The 20,863-nt window shown below is 44.6% G+C and carries 19 protein-coding genes; 8 read left to right on the top strand and 11 right to left on the bottom strand.

Annotated features, from left to right (window positions below; genetic code table 11):
- Positions 1–104: 104 nt before the first annotated feature.
- On the bottom strand, positions 105–629 hold the full coding sequence (locus AC2YHV_RS18630; RefSeq protein WP_063575155.1) for a GNAT family N-acetyltransferase: 525 nt from the start codon (positions 627–629) through the stop codon (positions 105–107).
- A 157-nt stretch (positions 630–786) separates the two neighbouring features.
- Here AC2YHV_RS18630 and AC2YHV_RS18625 point away from each other — a divergent pair, with 157 nt between their 5' ends.
- Positions 787–933 (top strand): hypothetical protein, encoded by a 147-nt coding sequence (locus AC2YHV_RS18625; protein ID WP_100298038.1) that lies wholly within the window; start codon positions 787–789, stop codon positions 931–933.
- Between the two features lie 116 nt (positions 934–1,049).
- The gene (locus tag AC2YHV_RS18620; protein ID WP_098187588.1) at positions 1,050–2,015 is read left to right on the top strand and encodes a quinone oxidoreductase family protein; all 966 of its coding nucleotides are present in this window, start codon (positions 1,050–1,052) and stop codon (positions 2,013–2,015) included.
- A gap of 357 nt (positions 2,016–2,372) precedes the next feature.
- On the opposite strand, the gene AC2YHV_RS18615 is transcribed toward AC2YHV_RS18620, so the two are convergent.
- Complete coding sequence (locus tag AC2YHV_RS18615) at positions 2,373–3,761, bottom strand: hypothetical protein (protein WP_487373807.1); 1,389 nt, start codon at positions 3,759–3,761, stop codon at positions 2,373–2,375.
- Between the two features lie 190 nt (positions 3,762–3,951).
- Here AC2YHV_RS18615 and AC2YHV_RS18610 point away from each other — a divergent pair, with 190 nt between their 5' ends.
- Positions 3,952–5,754, top strand: a complete 1,803-nt coding sequence (locus AC2YHV_RS18610; RefSeq protein WP_487373806.1) for a hypothetical protein — start codon at positions 3,952–3,954, stop codon at positions 5,752–5,754.
- A gap of 95 nt (positions 5,755–5,849) precedes the next feature.
- On the opposite strand, the gene AC2YHV_RS18605 is transcribed toward AC2YHV_RS18610, so the two are convergent.
- Complete coding sequence (locus tag AC2YHV_RS18605) at positions 5,850–6,548, bottom strand: FHA domain-containing protein (RefSeq protein ID WP_082854530.1); 699 nt, start codon at positions 6,546–6,548, stop codon at positions 5,850–5,852.
- Positions 6,549–7,279: 731 nt separating this feature from the next.
- Between AC2YHV_RS18605 and AC2YHV_RS18600 the strand changes: the two genes are divergently transcribed.
- Complete coding sequence (locus AC2YHV_RS18600; protein WP_264895603.1) at positions 7,280–7,699, top strand: hypothetical protein; 420 nt, start codon at positions 7,280–7,282, stop codon at positions 7,697–7,699.
- Positions 7,700–8,045: 346 nt separating this feature from the next.
- Entirely contained in the window at positions 8,046–9,503 is a 1,458-nt protein-coding gene (locus tag AC2YHV_RS18595; protein ID WP_487373805.1) for a protein adenylyltransferase SelO, read from the top strand.
- 83 nt (positions 9,504–9,586) lie between these two features.
- Here the strand turns inward: AC2YHV_RS18595 and AC2YHV_RS18590 are convergent, their stop codons facing one another.
- Positions 9,587–10,015, bottom strand: coding sequence for a MarR family winged helix-turn-helix transcriptional regulator (locus AC2YHV_RS18590; protein WP_063575161.1), 429 nt, complete (start codon positions 10,013–10,015; stop codon positions 9,587–9,589).
- Between the two features lie 121 nt (positions 10,016–10,136).
- Here AC2YHV_RS18590 and AC2YHV_RS18585 point away from each other — a divergent pair, with 121 nt between their 5' ends.
- A complete protein-coding gene (locus AC2YHV_RS18585) occupies positions 10,137–10,724 on the top strand; it encodes an NAD(P)H-dependent oxidoreductase (RefSeq protein ID WP_487373804.1) in 588 nt (195 codons plus the stop codon).
- 59 nt (positions 10,725–10,783) lie between these two features.
- Here AC2YHV_RS18585 and AC2YHV_RS18580 read toward each other — a convergent pair whose 3' ends face one another.
- The 7 genes from AC2YHV_RS18580 to nikC all read right to left on the bottom strand — a co-directional run bounded on the left by AC2YHV_RS18580 (position 10,784) and on the right by nikC (position 17,520).
- On the bottom strand, positions 10,784–12,109 hold the full coding sequence (locus AC2YHV_RS18580; protein WP_477590185.1) for a sodium:solute symporter family transporter: 1,326 nt from the start codon (positions 12,107–12,109) through the stop codon (positions 10,784–10,786).
- A gap of 3 nt (positions 12,110–12,112) precedes the next feature.
- Entirely contained in the window at positions 12,113–12,811 is a 699-nt protein-coding gene (locus AC2YHV_RS18575) for a response regulator transcription factor (protein ID WP_057278356.1), read from the bottom strand.
- The gene (locus AC2YHV_RS18570; RefSeq protein ID WP_034304264.1) at positions 12,808–13,572 is read right to left on the bottom strand and encodes a sensor histidine kinase; all 765 of its coding nucleotides are present in this window, start codon (positions 13,570–13,572) and stop codon (positions 12,808–12,810) included. Before AC2YHV_RS18570 ends, AC2YHV_RS18575 begins: the two co-directional genes overlap by 4 nt.
- A gap of 88 nt (positions 13,573–13,660) precedes the next feature.
- Entirely contained in the window at positions 13,661–14,650 is a 990-nt protein-coding gene (locus tag AC2YHV_RS18565; RefSeq protein WP_063590112.1) for an ABC transporter ATP-binding protein, read from the bottom strand.
- Positions 14,650–15,672 carry an ABC transporter ATP-binding protein gene (locus tag AC2YHV_RS18560; protein WP_377330929.1) on the bottom strand — a complete coding sequence of 341 codons (1,023 nt, stop codon included), beginning with the start codon at positions 15,670–15,672 and terminating at the stop codon, positions 14,650–14,652. The genes AC2YHV_RS18565 and AC2YHV_RS18560 overlap by 1 nt, the downstream gene beginning before the upstream one ends.
- A 12-nt stretch (positions 15,673–15,684) precedes the next feature.
- A complete protein-coding gene (nikB, locus tag AC2YHV_RS18555; RefSeq protein ID WP_034304259.1) occupies positions 15,685–16,605 on the bottom strand; it encodes a nickel ABC transporter permease in 921 nt (306 codons plus the stop codon).
- A gap of 12 nt (positions 16,606–16,617) precedes the next feature.
- Complete coding sequence (gene nikC / locus AC2YHV_RS18550) at positions 16,618–17,520, bottom strand: nickel transporter permease (protein ID WP_063575165.1); 903 nt, start codon at positions 17,518–17,520, stop codon at positions 16,618–16,620.
- Positions 17,521–17,730: 210 nt separating this feature from the next.
- Between nikC and AC2YHV_RS18545 the strand changes: the two genes are divergently transcribed.
- Together AC2YHV_RS18545 and AC2YHV_RS18540 are read left to right on the top strand one after the other, a co-directional pair.
- A complete protein-coding gene (locus tag AC2YHV_RS18545) occupies positions 17,731–19,287 on the top strand; it encodes a glutathione ABC transporter substrate-binding protein (protein ID WP_487373803.1) in 1,557 nt (518 codons plus the stop codon).
- Between the two features lie 66 nt (positions 19,288–19,353).
- Entirely contained in the window at positions 19,354–20,862 is a 1,509-nt protein-coding gene (locus AC2YHV_RS18540; RefSeq protein ID WP_454861753.1) for an amidohydrolase family protein, read from the top strand.
- Position 20,863 lies beyond the last annotated feature (1 nt).

Genomic DNA, 20,863 nt, shown 5'->3' with positions numbered 1-20,863 from the left:
AACCGAATCTTGGTACCTGAAATTCGCACCCTTTCCGCCGACTGACTATTATAGGCAGGAGTGTCGCGAATTTCTTCAGGTGCAACCTTCCAAAGAAGTTGGTTTCACTTCAGCAAGGAATAGACATATGTATCATGAGGGATCCCGTTTTGGTAAATATAACTCCTTAATACTCCTTCCTGGATGAAACCCAGCTTAAGCAAGAGCTCACTTGATGGCTGATTTTCCAGAAAAACGACCGCGCCGATACGGGTTAAATCAAGGTCGTTGAAACCGTAGGCGATAGCTTCCTTAAGCGCTTCTGACGCAAATCCTTTACGCCAATGTGCTGGATGGATTTCATAACCGATTTCCGCCCGTCTGTATTTGGGACTGTGGGCATGAAAACCGATGGTGCCAATCAATTCCTGTGTATCTTTTCTTTCAATTCCCCATCGAACGGCTCGTTTTTCATGATAGTTTTTCGCAAAGGCTGCTACAATATCCTTGGCCTGTTCGACATTTTCCAATGAATCCTGTCCATAAAAGCGGGTGACTTCATCTTTTGATAAGCATTGGAAAAGAGCTTCCGCATCACTTTCACGAATTTCCCGTAAGCGTAACCTTTCCGTGTTCAATTCAGGAAACATTTTTTCCCTCCTCATAAATCAGTTTTCTATCTATTCGGTCTCGATAAGGGTTTTTCCTTTATTATGAAGTGCTTATTTTGCCGGTATTTTCGGTGGTAATCGGACAAGCTAACATTAGTTCAACTAAAAAATACATTGTTTGAAGGGGAGATAGATCATGGGAAAAAAACATCGCAACCGCATCGCTTCACCAAAAAAGAATAACCATATACCGAAAGCGGATATCATTGCAGAACATGAAGCACACGGTAAGGAATATTCTGCAAATAAACGAAAGAACGGTCCTGGTTCCAATACAGATTGAGTAAACGTAGTGACCGCTCCTGCCTTTAATGGCTGGGCGGTCTTTTGTGTTTCTTGCCATCGAAGGGTCCATCCTATATCTTAAATAATGAAGATACATTGAAGGGAGTTAGGATGATGAAAGCACTTGTCTTTGATGATTTCGGCGGGCCGGAAGTTCTGTCTGTAAGGGAAATTGCAGAACCTGAACGTTCAAAATCAGCCGTGATCGTTCGAATGAAAGCAATTGGATTGAATTTTGCTGATGTATATAGAAGGAAAGGGAATTATCATTTGGTGGGTGATCCCCCATTCATTCTAGGGTATGAAGGGGCAGGGGTCATCGAATATGCCGGGGAAGATGTCCATCATGTGAAAGCAGGAGATCGTGTCGGGTTCGCTGATGTTCCCCATGCCAATGCGGAGCTGGTTTCAGTTCCAGCTGATAAGCTGTTGCCGCTGCCTGAGGGCATTACCTTCGAAACGGCCGCTTCCGTTTTACTTCAAGGATTGACTGCCCAATATTTAACGCATGACAGCCATCGAGTTAAAGAAGGGGAAACCATTCTGGTCCATGCCGCTGCAGGCGGAGTCGGTCAATTACTGACACAGATGATCAAGATGAAGGGCGGTCAGGTCATTGGGTTGACCTCATCAAATGATAAAGCGGCTGTTGCCAAACAAATGGGTGCGGATCATGTTTTCCTTTACGGATCGGACTGGGTGGAGTCCATTAAGGATGTTACCGGCGGTAAAGGCGTTGATGTCGTTTATGAATCAGTGGGCCAAACCTTGATGGATAGTTTCCGTGCGACCAAGACTGGAGGAGCTGTCGTATTCTTTGGGATGGCAGGCGGTGATCCCGAGAAAATCGATCCCAGGATGTTAATGGATACATCCAAGGCATTAATTGGCGGAGACCTTTGGAACGTCCTGACTACCCATGAAGAACGGACAAGAAGAACAGCAGAGCTGTTCCAATGGATTCTGTCAGGGGAAATCCACATCAAAGAACCGACTCTTTTTTCGTTGGAAAATGGGGCGGATGCACATCGACTTCTTGAAAGCAGGAAAAGTTCGGGGAAACTATTATTAATACCATAACAAATCATGAGGGCTTTCCATTCTAAATGGGGGCCTGTTTGTCTGCCGAGATTCAACCCCTTATTCATACTGATGATTAAAACCTTTTTCAGTTCCTTTATATAAACCCATGCTTAGACCCTTGGAATAACTCCATAATAAATGCCACTGCCCTTACAAGTCTTATGGCCTGCCGTCAAAACAACTTGCTTCCCAAGTCCCCTTATCCACAAAAGCCATATGCAATACACGAATTCAGAGGAGAAATCCACAGTGCGCCAATCACCAAACCACAATCGTCATTCTGCAATTCACAGTCGGCATTTGTTACAAGCAAAAAAAAGAGAACGGATCCGTTCTCTTGGAAAACATATTATTTTAAGACGAAATGGAGAGAACATCGAGACGCTCCTTTTGGATCGCGAAATAGGATTGGAGGGTTTCCTTTTTCTTTGTGAGAGGGAAGTTCCGGACGTCCGGGGCCACTGCATGATTGCCGAATTGGAGAAGCAAGGTCAACAGCCTGTCCAACTGGCCATATGCATCGTTTCTAATGCGGGCCATATATTCGGCCGCGACCTGTTTATCTTCGGTATTTTTTCCTTTTCCTTCCGCACGGAATTCATCGGTCACTGTCTTTACACGGGAAATGAGCCATGTTTCGCACCAGTCGTTCAGCACATGGCGGATGAAGTCCGCTTGATGGTATTTACGGAGAATGGGCTCGATATGTTCATCCATTTCCAAATCATTCACTTCCCGGCGGAGAGCTTTCTCGGAGATGTTTCTATGAAAATGGTCGCGTTCAAGCAGGCTTTTGATGGATTCTGCCTGGTGGGCATACTTGACCATCTGTTCCAATGCTTCATTGTACATGATTTTGCTTAAATAAGCAGAGGCTTGTTTTGGGGCAAGAAGCAACTGCTTATTGGCAGGTAGAGCCTGGCCAAATTTCTTAAGGGAATGAGAATAGATGAAACGGGCTAACTTCTGCAGTTCCTTTTGGATATCATGGGAGATGTTCGTCGCTTCTTGCAGAAATGAACGGAAAATATATTTGCCGACCCGTTCCAATTCCCTGCATACAGAATCATTGATATGCCCAAGGTAGCCAGAGTTAAAAATCGTTCTCCGCAACAATGTCCGTTCCGCCCTATTTTCCTTATACTCATCCAAGACGCCTTCGGTAAAGGTGAATACCAGAACTTCTTTTTTTGAAAAAGCCCTGCTCGCAAAAGAAATCTTTACGATATGGCCTAAAGCGTCATGGATTGCAGCGACTGCATCCAATAAGCGCTGCCTTGTGAATGGCGAGCGGGAATCAGGAACGATTTCATGATAATCGAACAGTACTTCTTCAGACTTCAAAACGGACATTCGGAAGGCACCCATAAGCAGCAGCCTTTTTCCATGAATCGTTAGGGCTTTGAAAGCAGCACTATAAAAGAAACGGTACTTTTTGCAATAACGGTCCGTCTTCCTGTTATAGCCAAGATTACTTGCAGGACCAAGGTTAAACTTGTACAAAACATCTTCACCTAGATGAACAGGCACAAACACTTTTTTTAGTGATCCTTGTGGTGCGGTGAATTTATGGATGATCTGCCTTAAGTACTTTTCTGTCGTTCCGACTCCCCGGGCCATCATATGAAGCGGGCTCTGAATGACCCCATCCCAATCACTGTGGAGCAAGGCGTACAAACACGTATCGAATTCAGTGGAGGATACATTTCTTAATAGGTATCGGTATGTTTCTTCATAAATCATTAGGCTTCGCCCCCTTTGGCATCGATTCTTTTCTAGAGTCTATATAAACATTGAATCGGAAAAAGTAGCATCGGTGGAACAAATAGTTTTGACGTAATTTCGCTAGTTTTAAAAAATAGTAAATTAGTTGCACAAAAGTGGTAAAATGGGTAAATAGGAACATACATGACAAGGAGAGATTTTTCAAACCATGATACTTTCACTACTCGGTTTCATCTTAAAAGGAATTTTAATGAAAATACCATTTGCCATATTGGGACTTTCCTTGATTCCGCAGAGATGGACGAACGCAATCACCAAAAAAGATATACCTTTTTTCATAGAACAAGTGCTGAGACTTTTAGTTTCTGCTGCGATATTGTTTTTCGTTATCGATATCATGCTGCTGGATCTTACTGCCGCTGCATTCTTTTCGTGTTTTGCCATTATTCTCGGGCTCATTCTCATCATCGATTCAAGCATGTATATGTACAGGGCCACTGAATCTTCAAGCACCCGACGGAATCGGAGGGGAAATGAAGCGGCAAAGCAGCCAAAAACACCTTGGAATGTACATCTCAACAGTTTGATGGGTGTCGTGTTGATTGCCGCATGGGTCATCATGCTGTTCTACCCGCTCACTTTTGCCGCAGATCTGCATGGATTGGCGAAGGTCGATAAGAAAAAAGAGCTGGAAGAAGTTCAAGATATAAAAACCATGCCGCTCGTTACAGTGAAAATGGCTGACGCAAAAGGCGATGCGGCGATTAATAAAATAGAAAATGCATCATATTTCACTGAAGGCGAATACCGTCTGACCAATATCAATGATGAATTGGCTTATACATCACCCATTGAAATGGACGGGTTTTTAAAAGCCGGGAAAGCGGAATACACGCCAGGTTATAATCTGATTTCCGCCATATCGACGGATAAAGGGGCAAGTACTGTCAAAGGGAAGATGCTGTATGCTCCATCACAGTACCTTGATCATGATTTGGAAAGGACCATCCGCAAGGCATATCCGAATAAAATCATCCATGATTCATATTTGGAACCGAATGAAGAAGGAAAGCCCTTCTTCGTAGCTTCAGTCGGACATTATTTGAAATACCGCAGCGGTCCCGTGGTGGACGGGGTGGTATTGGTGAATCCGGAAACGGGGGACACGAAATACTATCCAAAAGGAAAAGAACCTAAATGGGTAGATCGGACATTCACATTGGAAACAGCCCTGGAATATTGGACTTACTGGGGAAAATATATTCACGGGTGGAAAAACCAGTCCCTGATTGGGCCGAAGAAAGATGTCCTGATTCCTAATGAGGATAATATGCAGGTTACGTTTAATGAAAAAGGCGAATTGATTTATGTAGTGGACTTTACCCGGGCTAAATCAAAAGGCAACTCCAAAACCCTTGTAGGTTATGGTGTTTTCAATGCCAAAACAGGTGAAATGACGTACTACAAAGGCGTCACGTCCGTTCTGACCGGAAAGGAAGCAAAATCCAACGCGAATGCGAGTGAGTTTTTGTCCAAATATCCAGGCTGGAAAGCCACTAATGGAATTTTCTATACGATCTACGGTGCTCCCACATATGTAATTCCGGTTACAAAGGGCAGTAAGTTCCAAGGTGTGGCGATCGTTTATGCCAATAGCGATAATCCCCAAGTGGTCTTTGGGAAAACGAAAGACGAAGCTTTCCGCAATTATAAAAAACTGATTGCCTCTTTAGGGAAAGTAAGCGGTGTGACGCCTCAAAAAGGATTTGAGATGAAAGAAATAAAGGGGAAGGTAATGAGGATCAATGATGCCAATCTCTCGAATGGCTACGTATTCCATTTAATCGTCGAAGGCAATGCCAAGAGGTTCTCGGTGGACCCAGGTGTCAATGCGCTATCTGATGTGGTGTTGACGAATGTAGGAGACCGGGTTGTGCTGAAGGTGATGGATATGGAAGAAGACATCGTTCCAGTCGATGAATTCACTAATCTGGATTTGCCAAAGAAATGATAATGGACCGTGGACATATACACTTTCCATATCCAATATAACATGAAAAAAAGCATTGTTATCCACAATGCTTTTTTCATGTTTTCTAATGATTGTCATGATAAGTCCGATAAATTGAATGAATGGATGGATTCCATATAATATCCCTTTTGAATGACGGCCTTTATTGCAAAGTGCCCATTTAACCGTTTCCGCACGCGGTACAGCAGTGAAGCGATTTCCTCTGCCGTCACAATTTGCTCGGGATCACCGACTCGCTCTGGCCAGACTTGCTGGACAATTTCTTCCTTTGAAATAAGGTTGTCCAAATTTTCATATAGCAGTTTAAAGCAATTGAATTCCTTGGTCGGCATTTTAATGGGTGCTTCTTCATTGATGATCACGGTCTGAAGGTGCTCATTGATAGCGACGGTTTGCAGGAATTCGGCGGGGTTCACCGGCGTGAAATCCATTGTTAAATCGTTGTCGATGGAGATTATGAATTCAATCAATCCATTGACCAACGTAATCGAATCCCCCGGTTCAATGTGACAGGGATTGCCCGGTACGAGCGGCATCTGGTTCACGGAGGTGCCGTGTTTACTTCCCAAATCCTCAATGAGGAGCTGTCCTTCCTCCATATAAATCCGGCAATGTTCCCTGGAAACAAAGTCATTGTAAAGCCTGAAATCAGCTTTGGAGTGCTGGCTTGCCCGGCCGATCAGCAGGCTTTTCCCTTCATATACATAGGCGAATTCCTCGGTTTGGCCTTTGTGCATGGTCCTCAATACAACCTTGAAAGTTTTATAGATCATTCACTTCATACCCCTTAAAAAATCTGAAAATTTAAATTATTTTCATGAATTTATCATTTTGGCTACATGGCTGTTTAGTGGGTTCAATTTTATAATTATAAATTATCAGTCGCTTACTTACTAACGAAAAATGAAAAAAATCCAAATTAGGCACACAGCCATTATAACAAAGAGGAACGAAGGATGAAGAAGAAACTCTATTTTTGCTGATGTTCGCTTTGACTGTGGGAGAAGTGGTTCCTCAAAGCCGGCCAGGCAGCACCGGAAGAAGTTTGCGATGAAAATGTACCTTACGCTTGTGGAAAAGGAGTTGACCAAAGGTGAGTATGTGGAGAGATAGGATAAATGCCTTCAGCATCCTGCTGATGATCATCAGTATGATCGTATATATTATTTTTCCCCAGCCCTTTACCCTCATTCTGTACTGTATATTTGGCATTGCCTTTATCAGCCTGACTTTACTGAATTAAGACTATCTTTGAATGGGTGGAGGATGGAACCAATAAGAGGAGAAGAAACTAGCCTGCCGAATCAATGGCAGGCTTTTTTGATGCATAATGTTTCATAATGGAATTATAACTATTGGCATATGTAATTGTTATTTTTATCAAAAAAAATAGTTTTTATATTAAAATATACCTATATCAGCCGTAATTGTAGTAATATTGATTGAGGCCACTAAAGTGAGTATTCATATCATGATTGGAAAAATGAGATAGGAGATTTTAATTATGAAAAAATTAATAGTGCTAATAGGATCCTTGCTGTTTGGACTAATCTTAATGAATGTTTATACGGATTCAGGAAAAATGAAACCTGATGGACTTGAAATTAATACATCCTATATTAAAAACTCGAAAGAATCAGTGGCTGATATGAGTGTCTCTGGCTATATTCATAAAAAGAAAACGCTAGAAATGAAAACTGCTTTAAAAGAAAAAAATACAATTTCCATAGATCAAACTGGCAATGAATCAGAATATATAATAATAGATTCAACGGGGGAAAAGGTTTTCTCTGAAAAAATAAAAGGAGATACAATTCGTTCATTTGAATCAATATCCGGAGAAGGAATCATAAAAATAGAACTAAATAGCGGGAACCATGATGCAATGATTCGTATAAATGAAGATGAACTTAAAAATCAATAGAGCAGAACCTTAAATCTTGAATCAATTCCGTACGGGACCGTAAACCGTATCAACATCGCAAAAGCGGAACGATGATCGACAAAGGTATTCTTAGGAAAAGAAGCAGGAACCCATTAAGGGTACCTGCTTTATTTCATTCTAAGAAACCGCAAACGGTTTATGAAATCCCGGGACGTAATGGATTTAACACGACTTTAAAAGAGCCATTTTTATGCAAAAAAGGTATAATTAATTGTTAGAAGCAGACATTAAAAAATGGACTGCAACTTAGTTTTATCGCGTGTTTTAACTGAATCTTGAGCGAAATATCTTTTATAAAAAAGTCAAATTAAGAAAAGGAGAAACCATGACTACTGAAACAGGATGGAATTTAGACAATAGCTATGCACGTCTACCGGAAAAGTTTTTCACGAGCACGAACCCGACTCCTGTACGTTCACCGGAGTTGATCATTCTCAATGAGAGTTTGGCGGATTCTCTTGGTTTGGACGTGAAGTCGCTTCAAAGCGAGGATGGTGTGGCGGTGTTTGCCGGAAACGAGATTCCGCAAGGTGCTTCGCCTCTTGCCCAGGCATATGCTGGGCATCAATTCGGTCATTTTAACATGTTAGGGGACGGCCGGGCGATATTGCTTGGCGAGCAGGTGTTGCCAGAAGGCGGGAGGGTCGATATCCAGCTGAAGGGTCCAGGAAGAACGCCATATTCCCGCGGTGGCGATGGCCGGGCTGCACTTGGACCGATGCTGCGCGAATACATCATCAGCGAGGCGATGCACGGGCTCGGCATTCCTACCACCCGAAGTCTGGCAGTGGTGACGACCGGTGAAACGGTGATCCGTGAAACTGGGCTGCCTGGTGCCATCATGACCCGTGTGGCTTCGAGTCATCTTCGTGTCGGAACTTTTCAATTCGCTGCAAAATGGGGCACGATCGAGGAGCTTCGGACATTTGCCGACTATGCCATTGAGCGTCATTTTCCAGACATTGAAGCAGATGAAAGCCGTTATCTTTCGCTGCTGCAGGAAGTGGTCAAGCGTCAGGCTGAGCTCATTGCCCAATGGCAGCTGGTCGGCTTCATTCATGGAGTGATGAACACCGACAACATGACGATCAGCGGGGAAACCATCGATTATGGACCTTGCGCCTTCATGGATGCCTATGACCCTGCAACCGTATTCAGTTCAATTGATAGGCAAGGCCGCTATGCCTATGGTAACCAGCCGGTCATTGGGGGTTGGAATCTTGCACGATTCGCTGAATCCCTATTGCCGCTGTTGCATGATGACGAGGATCAGGCCGTTTCACTGGCCCAAGAAAAGATTTCCCTTTTTAATGATCTGTATCACTCCAATTGGTTAGCGGGAATGAGGGCGAAACTGGGGATATTCAACGAAGAGACTCAGGATGAAGCCCTTGTTAATGGCATCCTCAGTATGATGAAGAAGCATGGTGCCGACTATACCAATACTTTTCGTGCTCTGACCTTTGATAAAAAGGAGGATACGGTCCTTTTCGGGACACCGGAATTCGCCCAGTGGCAGGAGCTTTGGCAGGCGAGGCTAGGGAGGCAGAAGGAATCGAAAGAGTCTTCGAATCAGTTGATGCAGAACAGCAATCCTGCAGTGATTCCGCGGAACCACCGGGTGGAAGAGGCGTTGGAGGCGGCAGTGGAACAAGAGGACTACAGTGTGATGGAACGGCTGTTGGATGTTCTTGCAAATCCTTATGCACACTGCGAAAAACAAGCAGAATACGCCGCACTGCCTGAGTCAACAAAACCTTACCGGACTTTTTGCGGTACCTGATCATAAAACAGATAATGTAAGAGCTCCCGCGATTGAAGTCGATTCTTCGTCAACTTCAATTGCGGGAGCCCTTTTTGTGTTCATCAGTAAAAAAGTTTTGTTTGAAGAATGTCCAGGGCACGGTCAATCTCCGCTAAATCTTCCTTTGATGCATGTTGCAGCCGGCTTTGAAAACGGGATTCCACGATTGCAAAAGCCTCGTTCATCATCATTTCCCCTTCTTTGGAGAGGCGGATGTATTGTTTCCGCCTATCTTCTGAATCACTTATTTTTTCAATTAAATTCTTTTCGCTTAATTTTTTCAGTTCACGGCTCGTGTTAGGCATGGAGATATGATGACAGTCACTGATTTCACTTGGTGTAACAGGCTGACTGACGGTTATATATTCAAGAATTTTATATTGTAACGGCGTGATGGAATCGGATTTGGCGTTTTGTGTCAATTCGTGTGTGACTTGATGTACGGAAGTTGTAAATGTGACCATTTTTTCAAAAAGAGCTTTTTTGTCCATAACTTTCACCTCTTACTGAGAAGATATCAAAAATATTATCAAAATACAATTATCATTTGACAATAAAAGAGATGGTGTTATATGATTGTTATCAAATGATAAGTAAATAGGGGGGTGCGTCATGAACATGCTGGTCATCTACACATATCCAAATCATAAAAGCCTAAGCCATGCTTTTTTAGAAAAAGTCGTCAAGGGAAGTAAGGAGAACCCGAACATAAAGGGGCTGCAGGTCTTGGATTTATATGAAGAGGGCTTCAATCCGCTCTTGGAGTTCAATGAGCATAAACGAAGGCGTGATATGCATCGTGATCCTAAGTTTGAAAAATATAGAAATCAAATTATTTGGGCCGACAAGATTGTCTTTGTCTATCCGATCTGGTGGGGGAGGCCACCGGCCATGCTGATGGGATACATCGATCAATTATTTTCTGCGAATTTTGCCTACAGGGATAAACAGGGCTTGTTCCCGGAAGGCCTTCTGAAAGGAAAGTCGGTCGTATGTGTGTCCACGATGAAGGGACCTGCAAAGTATCCGCTTCTCTGGTTGAATGATGCGCATAAAATATTGATGAAAAGAGCACTATTCAATTTTGTCGGAATCAAGAAGGTGAAGTTTTTCGAATTCGGTAATATGGAAAGCCCAAAGGGGAAACAAACGCAAAAGCTAGAAAAGGTTTATCGGTATTTCAGGAAGGTGGCTAGCTAAGTTTTTACGAGATTAAAGAAGAACCCCATTCATGCATAATGAATGGGGGGTGGCCGTATTCATGGTTTTGTTTTCACGATCCTCCATTTGTTCTTGATGAGGGTTAGGATCGTACAAATCACTAGGATCGTCAATGAGGCCAATCCGCTGAACCATATGCTTTGGAATTCACTTACATGAGGCTGGATGATGTATGAAGCCACAATTGCCAGGACCGCGCTTATCGGTATGTAATCAGCGACTTTTCCTTTACTGAATACGATAACCAGGATCGGAGCCAGCAATGCCGAATATATATTGCCTGAATAAAATAAGAGCTCCAATAGGTTTGGGGAATAGAAGAGTGTGGCAACGAAAACCAATCCTCCAATACAGATCGAAAGCAGGCAGGCCATCCTTATTTTTTGATGGTCGCTTTTTTCTGTTTGTAATGGTTCAAGAATATTGGCTACGATCAGGCTTACCAATGAATGCAGGCAGGCACCGAATGTTGAGGTGATTGCACTGATGGCGCAGAGCACAAAAAGGATGAAAAAGAATGGTGTCGTTATTTTATTTGCCAATCCAGCCAGAATCGAGTGTATATCAGTGAAGCCGCCCGTAAAGATTACCATGATGAACAGGGATGAAAAGGAGAGCGGGAATATGATCCATATAAGGCCGGATAAAGAGAATGTCAATCGAACCTTTTTCATTTCTATCATGAATAATCGCTGCCACGAAGTCAGGTCAAAGAAAAACTGGCCGAACCCGACAAGAAGTCCTGCAAAAAGAAAACTCCATAGATCATACTTATTGATTACGAGCATGTATGGATGGTATAAACGAATCCCATCATAAACAGGCTGAATCCCTTCCTTGACGAAAAAGTATAAAGGAATCAAGATAACTGCGGCAAACATGGATATGACCTGAAAAGCGGCGAATCCATGAATGAGCTTTAACCCGCCGAATCCAGCATAAAGGACACAGAAGGCGAAAAAAAAGAACAGCCCGACATAGAGGGGCGTATCGAAAAGAAACTGACATAGGGTGGACGCGGCCATTCCCTGAATGAATAAAATGTGTAAGCTGGTTATGACCAGGATCACGATCAATATCCAATATCCGAGGGGATGGAGCCGGGCTTTTAAATAGTCCCCGATGGTCAAGCCCTCGGGGAAATCCTGCCGGACCCTCTTCCCGATGAAGCTGAACATGAACAGGGCGATCGCTCCCATCAGGGCGTATCCGATCCCTCCGAAAACTCCATACTTCACCATCGATTCAGGGGAGGATAATATTGTGGTGCCTGTCACCCAGCGTGCCAGGAGGGAGATGATCCCCAAGCCCATCCCGATTTGAATGGGGCCTTGTACGTATTCTTGAAATGTACGTGATCGCAATGTTCATTTTCCTTTCTCGCGGAACTCCTTTGGCGTGATTCCCTCTATCTTCCGGAATAAAGTGCTGAAATAATGCTGGCTATTGAAACCCGATTTTTCAGCGACGTCTGATATGCTCCAGCTGGTGTTATTGGTCAAGGCCCTTTTTGCGGCCTTTATTCTATAGTGCATTAAATATTCCGAAAACGAAGTGCCGACTTCTTCATGGAATTTCCTGCTTAAATAAGTCGGATTGGTATGCACTTCACGGGCGATGTCCGAAAGGGAGAGTTTTTCGGCATAGTTTTCATGAATGAATGAAAGCGAATGGTGAATAAGCGTTGAATAGTTATGGGAAGATTCCCTTTTGTCATACTTGGCAAGGACTTTATGCAAATCGCTTTCTATTACAGGTTTCGTTAAATAATCAACCACGCCTATCCTGATGGATTGCTGGGCATAATCGAAACTTTGATGCGCGGTCACCATGATGATTTCGACTTCTTTGTTCAGCGCCCTTAGGTCTTCACCAAATTCAAGACCCGATCGCCCCGGCAGATTAATATCCAGGAAAGCGAGGTTGATTTTATGATTTTGGTTGAGGGTCAGTGCCTGACAAGCATCAGCAGCTTTGTGAAATTTCCAAAAAGGGTATATGGACTGAATCATATATTCCATTTGTTCAAGGACCAATGGTTCGTCATCAACTAATAATACATTCATTCCTCCGCCTCCTCCATTTTCCTATCAAAAACCAGCGGCCATGATACCTCTACCTTTGTTCCCGATTCATTGGAAGCTATATGCAATTGTGCACGGTCATTGAAATACAAATATAAACGTTTTTGGATGTTATCGAGGCCATGGCCGCCATCGTCCGTAACGGAAGATTCATTTCCCATCAATCCATTGTCCGCCACTTCCAGATACACCATCTGCGATTCTAGATAGAACCGGATATGCAGCAGGGCTTCACCCACTTTTTTTTCCAACCCGTGTTTAAATGAATTCTCCACCAAGGTCTGGAGAATGAAGGGCGGGACCAGTGCGGTTGATAACGGTTCCGGGCACTCCATATCAATCTTGAGCCGATCACCGAAGCGAAGGGTCTGGATGTCAAGATAATGCTGGGTATACTGGATTTCCTGGGAAAGGGGGATCAATGGTTCCGATGCTTTATACTTGAATTTCAGGAATTGCGAAAAAGCCTCTAAGGCCCGTATCAATTCTGCCGTCCTGTTCAGGCGGGCCAAGCCCAGAATGACATTCAGGGTATTAAACAAGAAGTGAGGCTGGATCTGCTGGTTCAATTTATTATATTGTGCTTCTTGCAGTGCTTGCTCCAGGCGGATCTCCTTGTTTTTATTTTCAAGAAGATCGATCCTTTTCTCGAATATGAATAGAAATAAAAGAGCGATAGCTCCCATGATGGGAGCTAAAATGAAGAGCATGATAATTAACGTGAATCCCTCGTAACTTAGCATGGAGAACCTCTGCTTGTTATATTTTTAAATAACTTGAATGATTCTGTTTATTAGTATCATACTAAAGACCCCTCCGGAAATCTACAGCTTAAGACACAATGTGACAAGCCACTTGATGGTTTTGTGCCGATCGTTTCAGTTCGGGCAGCTGTGTTTTGCAGATATCCTGTACAAACGGGCACCGTGTATGGAAGCGGCAGCCGTTTGGCGGGTCGATGGGTGACGGGACATCACCCGTCAATAGGATCCGTTCCCTTTCATGTACAGGATTCGGTACTGGGATGGCCGATAGCAATGCCCTTGTATATGGATGCTGCGGCTGTTCGAAAATGGACTTTTTATCGGCTATTTCGACTATTTTTCCGAGATACATGACCATGACCCGATCCGAGATATGTCTGACCACACCTAAATCATGCGAAATGAAAAGAAAGGTAAGGTCGAATTGGCGCTGCAAGGATTTTAATAAATTCAGCACTTGCGCTTGAATGGAGACATCCAGTGCAGATACAGCTTCGTCACATATGATCAATTTGGGGTCCACGGCCAGAGCCCGCGCAATCCCGATCCGCTGTCTTTGGCCGCCGCTGAATTCATGCGGGTATCTTTCCATGGATTCAGGTCTCAGCCCGACATGTCCCAATAATTCTTCAATCCGGCTCTTCCGGTTTTCTTTAGGGACTACATTTTGGATCGCCAAAGCTTCCCCGAGAATTTTGCCGATCGTCTGTCTTGGGTTGAGGGAGGCAAAGGGGTCTTGAAAAATAACCTGCAGATCCTTCCTGGTACGCCGCATTTCTTTTTTGCCTAAACTCAGTAAATCCCTATCCTGAAAGTGAATGCTCCCGCTCGTCGGTTCATCCAATCGAAGGATGGCCCTTCCGGTAGTCGATTTCCCGCAGCCGGATTCGCCGACGATGCTTAAGGTTTCACCCTGTTTGATATCGAAGGTAATGTCATCAACGGCTTTTACATGATTGATGGTCCTTCCGAAAAATCCACCCTTGATCGGAAAATATTGCTTCAATTGATCCACTTTAAGCAGAACCTTTTTCTCTGCAGCTGGTACACCCATCATTAAATCCCCACCTTCTCTTGAGCTTCATATGCCTTCTCCCATTGGGGGGTGAACATCCAGCAGCTGACCTCCGTGCTTGGGCCGATGGCCTGGAGATCCGGTACGGCTTGTTCACAAATGCTCTTCGCATGTGCACAGCGGGGAGCGAAGCTGCATCCCTTGGGCATGTTGTAAGGGCTTGGAACGGTCCCGGGAATTGTGGTCAGTTCTTCCTGGTCCATGTCCAGACGGGGAAGGGAGTTCAATAAACCAATGGTGTAAGGATGTTTAGGGTTTGTGAATATTTCCTTGGCCAGGGTGTATTCAACGATTTTCCCTGCGTACATGACAGCGACCCGATCACAGGTTTCGTATACGACGCCCAAATCATGTGTAATCAAAATGACAGCCGTCCCGAAATCCTTTTGCAGCGTCTTGATCAGTTCGAGGATTTGGGCTTGGATTGTCACATCCAGTGCTGTTGTAGGTTCATCGGCTATTAAAACCTCAGGGTGGCAGGCAAGTGCCATGGCAATCATGACCCTTTGCCTCATTCCGCCGCTTAGCTCATGCGGCTCCTGTTTTGCCCTCTTTTCAGGTGAAGGGATCCCGACGAGCCGAAGCATGTCGACGGCTTTATCCCATGCTTCCTTTTTTCCCAGCTTTTGATGGAGCCGGATCGCTTCCGCAATTTGCTCGCCCGCTGAATATACGGGATTCAATGACGTCATCGGCTCCTGAAAAATCATCGAAATTTCATTCCCGCGTATGGACCGCATCTGTTTTTCAGACTTCGTAAGCAGATCCTCCCCTTTAAAAAGGATGCTGCCGCCGGCAATCTTGCCGGGTGGCGATGGAATGAGCCTTAACAATGAAAGCGATGTTATGCTTTTCCCGCTTCCCGACTCCCCGACGATTCCGAGCGTTTCCCCTTTATTGAGGGAGAAACTGATCCCATTGACTGCTTTACTCGTTCCTTCATCAGTGAAAAAGTGGGTCTGCAGATTTTTTACCTCCAGTATTTTATCAGCAACCTCTTTCATCATCATACCTCCTTAGTTCAAGTCTATTCTTTTGTTAAAGTATCGATAGAGGACATCCACTGCCAAATTCATGAATACGAAGATGACGGAAGCGATGAGGACCCCGCCTTGGACCATCGGCAAATCCCTCGTCCTGATTGCATCGACTATCAATCTCCCAAGTCCATTGATGGCAAAAACGGACTCTGTCAATACCGTGCCGCCAAGGAGTGCACCGAACTGGAGGCCAACGACGGTAATGACGGGGATGAGCGCATTTTTCAGGCCGTGTTTATAAATGATGATATATTCTTTCAATCCTTTGGCTCTCGCGGTCCGGATGTAGTCCTGGCGAACGACTTCAAGCATGCTCGACCTGGTCATCCTGGCAACGATGGCCGCTCCGCCGGCCCCGAGGGTTATGGCTGGGAGAATCATGTGGCTGAATGTTCCCCAACCCGAAACCGGAAACAAATGAAGGTTCACGGAAAAGAAGTAGATAAGCATGAGACCCAGCCAAAAACTAGGTAACGAGATTCCCAATAAAGCAACGATCATGATGGAAATGTCAGCTGCCGAGTATTGCTTGGTGGCCGAGATGATTCCTGCGATCATTCCAAGCACAACGGTTATGAATATGCTGGCAAGTGCCAGTTCAAGGGTGATGGGCAAGCGGACCATGATTTCGTCCAAAACTGGGCGGCTGCTTCGGAGTGATTCCCCAAAGTCACCTTGAACGGCATGAAGGACATAGTCAACATATTGATAGAGGATTGGACGATCCAAGCCAAGCTCATGCCGCAGCGATTCAATCGTTTCTTTAGTCGCTCCTTCACCTGCAAGCAGTGTTGCCGGATCTCCCGGGACCATTTGCATGATGAGGAAAACAACAAGACTTACTCCCAGTAATACCGGTATCGTTTGAAGTACCCGCCGGATAATGAATACGAACATTTTCTCTCCTCCTTATTTTTTCATTCTTGGATCAAGGGCATCTCTAAGTCCGTCCCCGAAGATGTTGAAACCAAGTACCAGTGTTGATATCGCTATCCCCGGAAACAAAGCGATGTGGGGGGCACTGAACAAATAATCCCGTCCGCTGCTCAGCATCGCTCCCCATTCTGGTGAGGGCGGCTGGGCTCCCAGTCCCAGGAATGACAATCCGGCTGCCGACAGAATGGCCGTTGCCAGACGTAATGTAGCTTGTACGATGACCGGTGATAGAATATTCGGAAAAATATGCTTGCATATGATCGTGAAGTCAGTCGCTCCCAAAGCACGAATGGCATCGATATATTCCAGCTTCCTGACTGACAATGTGGAACCCCGTACAATCCGGGCAAACATCGGTATCGAAAAGACGCCGACGGCTACCATTACATTGATCAAGCTCGGACCAAGGGCACTAATGATGGCAAGAGCAAGCAGTATTCCCGGGAAAGCCAGCAGCACATCGACAATCCTCATAATGACGGTATCGATCCATTTCCCGTAATAACCAGCTGCTAACCCGAGGAGTATGCCAATGAACGCCCCGAAGAAAACAGAGACAAACCCAACCGTTAATGAAAGCCGTGTTCCATATAACAATCTGCTTAAAATATCCCTTCCCTTATCATCCGTACCCATCCAATGTTCGGCTGATGGAGTCTGGAGTTTGTTGACCAAATCAATTTCATAGGGATCCTGCGGGGAGATCAAAGGGGCAAAGATAGCCAATAAAATATAAAAAAGTACGATGTACCCGCCTACCAATGCCAATTTATTTCGCTTGAACTTTTTATAAAAGGCTTTCCAGTGTCTTAGTTTCGGAGATTTTCTTTCTTTTACATTCAATTCGGTATTATTGATGACGACCTCTGGCTTCATTGGATTTCCTCCTTTTCTTTCATTCAATTTATTCAAAAAAAGGATTGAAGTAAATATGATGCGGAAAAGCAGTAAAGATAATTAAAAAAAGAGTAAAGATTCTGAAAATATAAAATTCGGTTTTTTTTTATAATTTACAGTAAGCCCGATGTACTCATAGCTGTAAGTTACTTGGAGAAACAAAGGCAGGTTAAAAAGGGAGGAAATAGAATGAGAAAAGGTATGATTGGGTTGCTTTTTGCTTCTTTATTAGGCATCTCATCCGTTTTATCAGGGTGTGCAACAGAAGAAACCGGCAGTAAGGAAACAGTAGAAAAAGCGAAAGAAGGAGGTACGCTGATCGTCGCGCGCTTATCTGACGCGACCACACTTGACCCCCATTTCATAACAGACATTCCATCTGCAAACGTCATTTATGAAAAGGTTTATCAAACATTGGTCGTTCCTGACAAGAACATGGATCCTAAACCGCTGCTCGCAAAAGAGTGGAAACAACTGGATGATGTCACGTGGGAGTTTAAATTGCAGGAGGGAGTCAAATTCCATGATGGAGCTCCATTCAATGCCGAAGCGGTGAAAACCAATTTCGACAGGATACTGGATCCGGCAACAGCTTCTCCGCAGGCTGGTAAGTTGGAAATGATCAAGGAAATCAAAGTGATTGACGAAACGACCGTACAATTCAAGCTGAAATATCCTTATGCTCCGCTGTTATCGATTTTAGTGAGTAATGAAGGAAGCATCATCAGCCCTAAAGCGATTAAGGAAAATAGTGACAAACTGGGGCAAAACCCGGTTGGGACAGGTCCATTCGTTTTTAAATCGTGGAAGCCTGGTGAAGAAATTGCCCTTTCGAAAAACAAGGACTATTGGGGGAATAAGCCTAAGATTGATGGGGTGGTATTCAAGGTGGTCCCTGAAGATGCCACGAGGATTGCGATGATTGAAACGGGTGAAGCGCATGTGACCGATCAAGTGCCAGTGACGGAGATTGATAGGATCGAAGCGTCGGGCACGATGGATTTATATCGCACAGAGGGACTTGCCGTCGAATACTTAAGCTTCAATGTTAAGAAAAAGCCCTTTGATGATGTAAGGGTCCGTAAGGCGGTCGCTCATGCCATCGAGGTCGATTCCATCATCAAAGGAGTTTATAACGATGTCGGCACGAGGGCAAATTCAACAATGAGCCCAAAGGTGTTTGGTTATGATCCGGATATAAAAGGCTATGACTATGATATTAATGAATCGAAGAAGCTCTTGACTGAAGCGGGGGTCAAGGATGGTTTGGAGTTTACCCTGACGACGAGTGACCGTAAGGAAAGGATCAATATGGCCGAGGTGATTCAATCCCAGTTAAAAGGAATTGGAATTAAGGTCAAGATTCAAGTCCTTGAGTACGGGGCTTACATTGACGCGACAGCCAAGGGCGAGCACCAGGTAGCGATAGGCGGCTGGGGCAATGCTACCGGGGATGGAGATTATAATCAATTCAATCTATTCAATAGTAAATCCCAAGGTGCTGCGGGAAATAGTTCATTCTATAGCAATCCGGAAGTGGATAAATTGATTGAAAATGCACGTAAAGAATCGGATGGCGATAAACGTAAGGAACTATATTCGAAGACACAGGCAATTGAAAGAGAAGAAGTTCCATATGTTCCTATCCGTAACTATGAACACTTGGCCGTGTATGGCGGGACAGTTAAAGGGCTTTGGCTGAATCCGGCAAATTATTTAATGCTTGATGACGTAACCGTGAAATAGGAATTCATCACAAAAGGAAGGCAGCATAAGGATGTTATGCTGTCTTCTCAATTAGGAGGGGAAAGTATGATAGATTTACTGCTAATCCATGGGACCGTCATTACCATGGATCAAAACAGGAGAATTCTGCAAGATGGCGCCGTCGCCATACATCAAGGAAGGATTTTAGCTGTAGATGCGACCGAAAAACTGAAATCGAAGTATGAGGCAGTAAAAGTCATCGATTGCAGCCATCAGTGCATATTGCCCGGATTGATAGATGTTCATGGGCATGGGGGACATTCCATGTTCAAAACGATTGCCATGGAGAATATTGATTTTTGGATGCCGATCATGACGAATACGTACAAGCATTTTGTAACGGATGACTTTTGGTATTACGAAGGAAAGCTATCCGCCCTTGAGAGATTGAAGGCTGGCGTGACGACTGGGGTGAGCGTGTTAGGATCCATGCCGCGGTCCGATGAACCGATTTTCGCCATCAATCATGCAAAAGCATACGCCGAAACGGGAATCAGGGAAGTGGTATGCACGGGTCCTTGCAATCCTCCATGGCCCCATTCATTCAGCCGATGGATCGACGGAAAGAGAGTGGTAAAGGAAGTTACCTATGAAGAAGTATTACAGGGGGCGGAAGCGGTGATCGAGGCGCTGAACCATGCAAATGAGGACCGCACGAGAGCCTTCATTACACCATTTGTCATCGTTACATCGGTGGATCCCTCCAATCCGACATCTCCTGACAGGCTTTATGGGCTTACTGATCATGACCTGTATCAAGCGAAGAAAATAAGGGAGATTGCCAGGAAATATAACACACGCATTCACTCAGATGCCTTTGGCGGGATGATCCATTTAGCGATACAGGATAAGGAAAATGCCCTATTGGGTCCGGATGTCCATCTACAGCACTGTCGGGGCATTTCCTTCGATGAAGCAAGAATACTGGCAGAAACAGGTACCAACGTCAGTGCATCACCTGGATTTGGCCAGGTTCATGCCCGTACCCCGATAACTGAATTATTGGAGATGGGTGCAACTGTGGCAATCTCCACGGATGGGACGTCCCCTTCGACAAGTTTCGATATGTTCCAGGCAATGAGGAAAACACAGTTCGTTCACCAGGCCGCCCTTAGGGACTACTATTATTTACCGCCAGGCAAGCTGTTGGAAATGATCACGATAGATGCTGCGAAATGCATTGGCTGGGATGATGAAATAGGCTCCCTCGAGATCGGGAAAAAAGCGGATGTCATTACGGTCAATCTTCATCAGCCTCACCTGACCCCTGAATTCATGCATGTTCACCGGCTTGTATTTCAAGCTGTGGCGAATGATGTGGAGCATGTCATCGTGGATGGGAAATTGATCATGGAAGGCAGGAATGTACGGACGGTCCATGAAAGTACAGTGCTTGATGAAGCGAATGAGGAGGCCTTTTCAACGATAAAGCGTGCAGGGCTCGAAAAGTATATGCAGCCGACTAAATATTTCTGGGGCCATGCCAGGGCCTATGTAGATGAAAAGCGATATGACGAACGCGAAGACGCTGCCGCGATGGTGAAAGGGGAATAAG

It is taken from the genome of Peribacillus sp. SRI_006 (genome assembly GCF_057586375.1).
This window is presented reverse-complemented; position numbering and strand designations above follow the sequence as displayed.

Coding starts and splice junctions, on each gene's coding strand:
- AC2YHV_RS18630 (WP_063575155.1), bottom strand. CDS start 629: ATGTTTCCTGAATTGAACACGGAAAGGTTACGCTTACGGGAAATTCGT.
- AC2YHV_RS18540 (WP_454861753.1), top strand. CDS start 19,354: ATGATAGATTTACTGCTAATCCATGGGACCGTCATTACCATGGATCAA.
- nikB (WP_034304259.1), bottom strand. CDS start 16,605: ATGTTCGTATTCATTATCCGGCGGGTACTTCAAACGATACCGGTATTA.
- AC2YHV_RS18565 (WP_063590112.1), bottom strand. CDS start 14,650: ATGATGGGTGTACCAGCTGCAGAGAAAAAGGTTCTGCTTAAAGTGGAT.
- AC2YHV_RS18575 (WP_057278356.1), bottom strand. CDS start 12,811: ATGAATGTATTATTAGTTGATGACGAACCATTGGTCCTTGAACAAATG.
- AC2YHV_RS18590 (WP_063575161.1), bottom strand. CDS start 10,015: ATGGACAAAAAAGCTCTTTTTGAAAAAATGGTCACATTTACAACTTCC.
- AC2YHV_RS18605 (WP_082854530.1), bottom strand. CDS start 6,548: ATGATCTATAAAACTTTCAAGGTTGTATTGAGGACCATGCACAAAGGC.
- AC2YHV_RS18560 (WP_377330929.1), bottom strand. CDS start 15,672: ATGAAAGAGGTTGCTGATAAAATACTGGAGGTAAAAAATCTGCAGACC.
- AC2YHV_RS18585 (WP_487373804.1), top strand. CDS start 10,137: ATGAACATGCTGGTCATCTACACATATCCAAATCATAAAAGCCTAAGC.
- AC2YHV_RS18615 (WP_487373807.1), bottom strand. CDS start 3,761: ATGATTTATGAAGAAACATACCGATACCTATTAAGAAATGTATCCTCC.
- AC2YHV_RS18625 (WP_100298038.1), top strand. CDS start 787: ATGGGAAAAAAACATCGCAACCGCATCGCTTCACCAAAAAAGAATAAC.
- AC2YHV_RS18610 (WP_487373806.1), top strand. CDS start 3,952: ATGATACTTTCACTACTCGGTTTCATCTTAAAAGGAATTTTAATGAAA.
- AC2YHV_RS18545 (WP_487373803.1), top strand. CDS start 17,731: ATGAGAAAAGGTATGATTGGGTTGCTTTTTGCTTCTTTATTAGGCATC.
- AC2YHV_RS18570 (WP_034304264.1), bottom strand. CDS start 13,572: ATGCTAAGTTACGAGGGATTCACGTTAATTATCATGCTCTTCATTTTA.
- AC2YHV_RS18600 (WP_264895603.1), top strand. CDS start 7,280: ATGAAAAAATTAATAGTGCTAATAGGATCCTTGCTGTTTGGACTAATC.
- nikC (WP_063575165.1), bottom strand. CDS start 17,520: ATGAAGCCAGAGGTCGTCATCAATAATACCGAATTGAATGTAAAAGAA.
- AC2YHV_RS18595 (WP_487373805.1), top strand. CDS start 8,046: ATGACTACTGAAACAGGATGGAATTTAGACAATAGCTATGCACGTCTA.
- AC2YHV_RS18620 (WP_098187588.1), top strand. CDS start 1,050: ATGAAAGCACTTGTCTTTGATGATTTCGGCGGGCCGGAAGTTCTGTCT.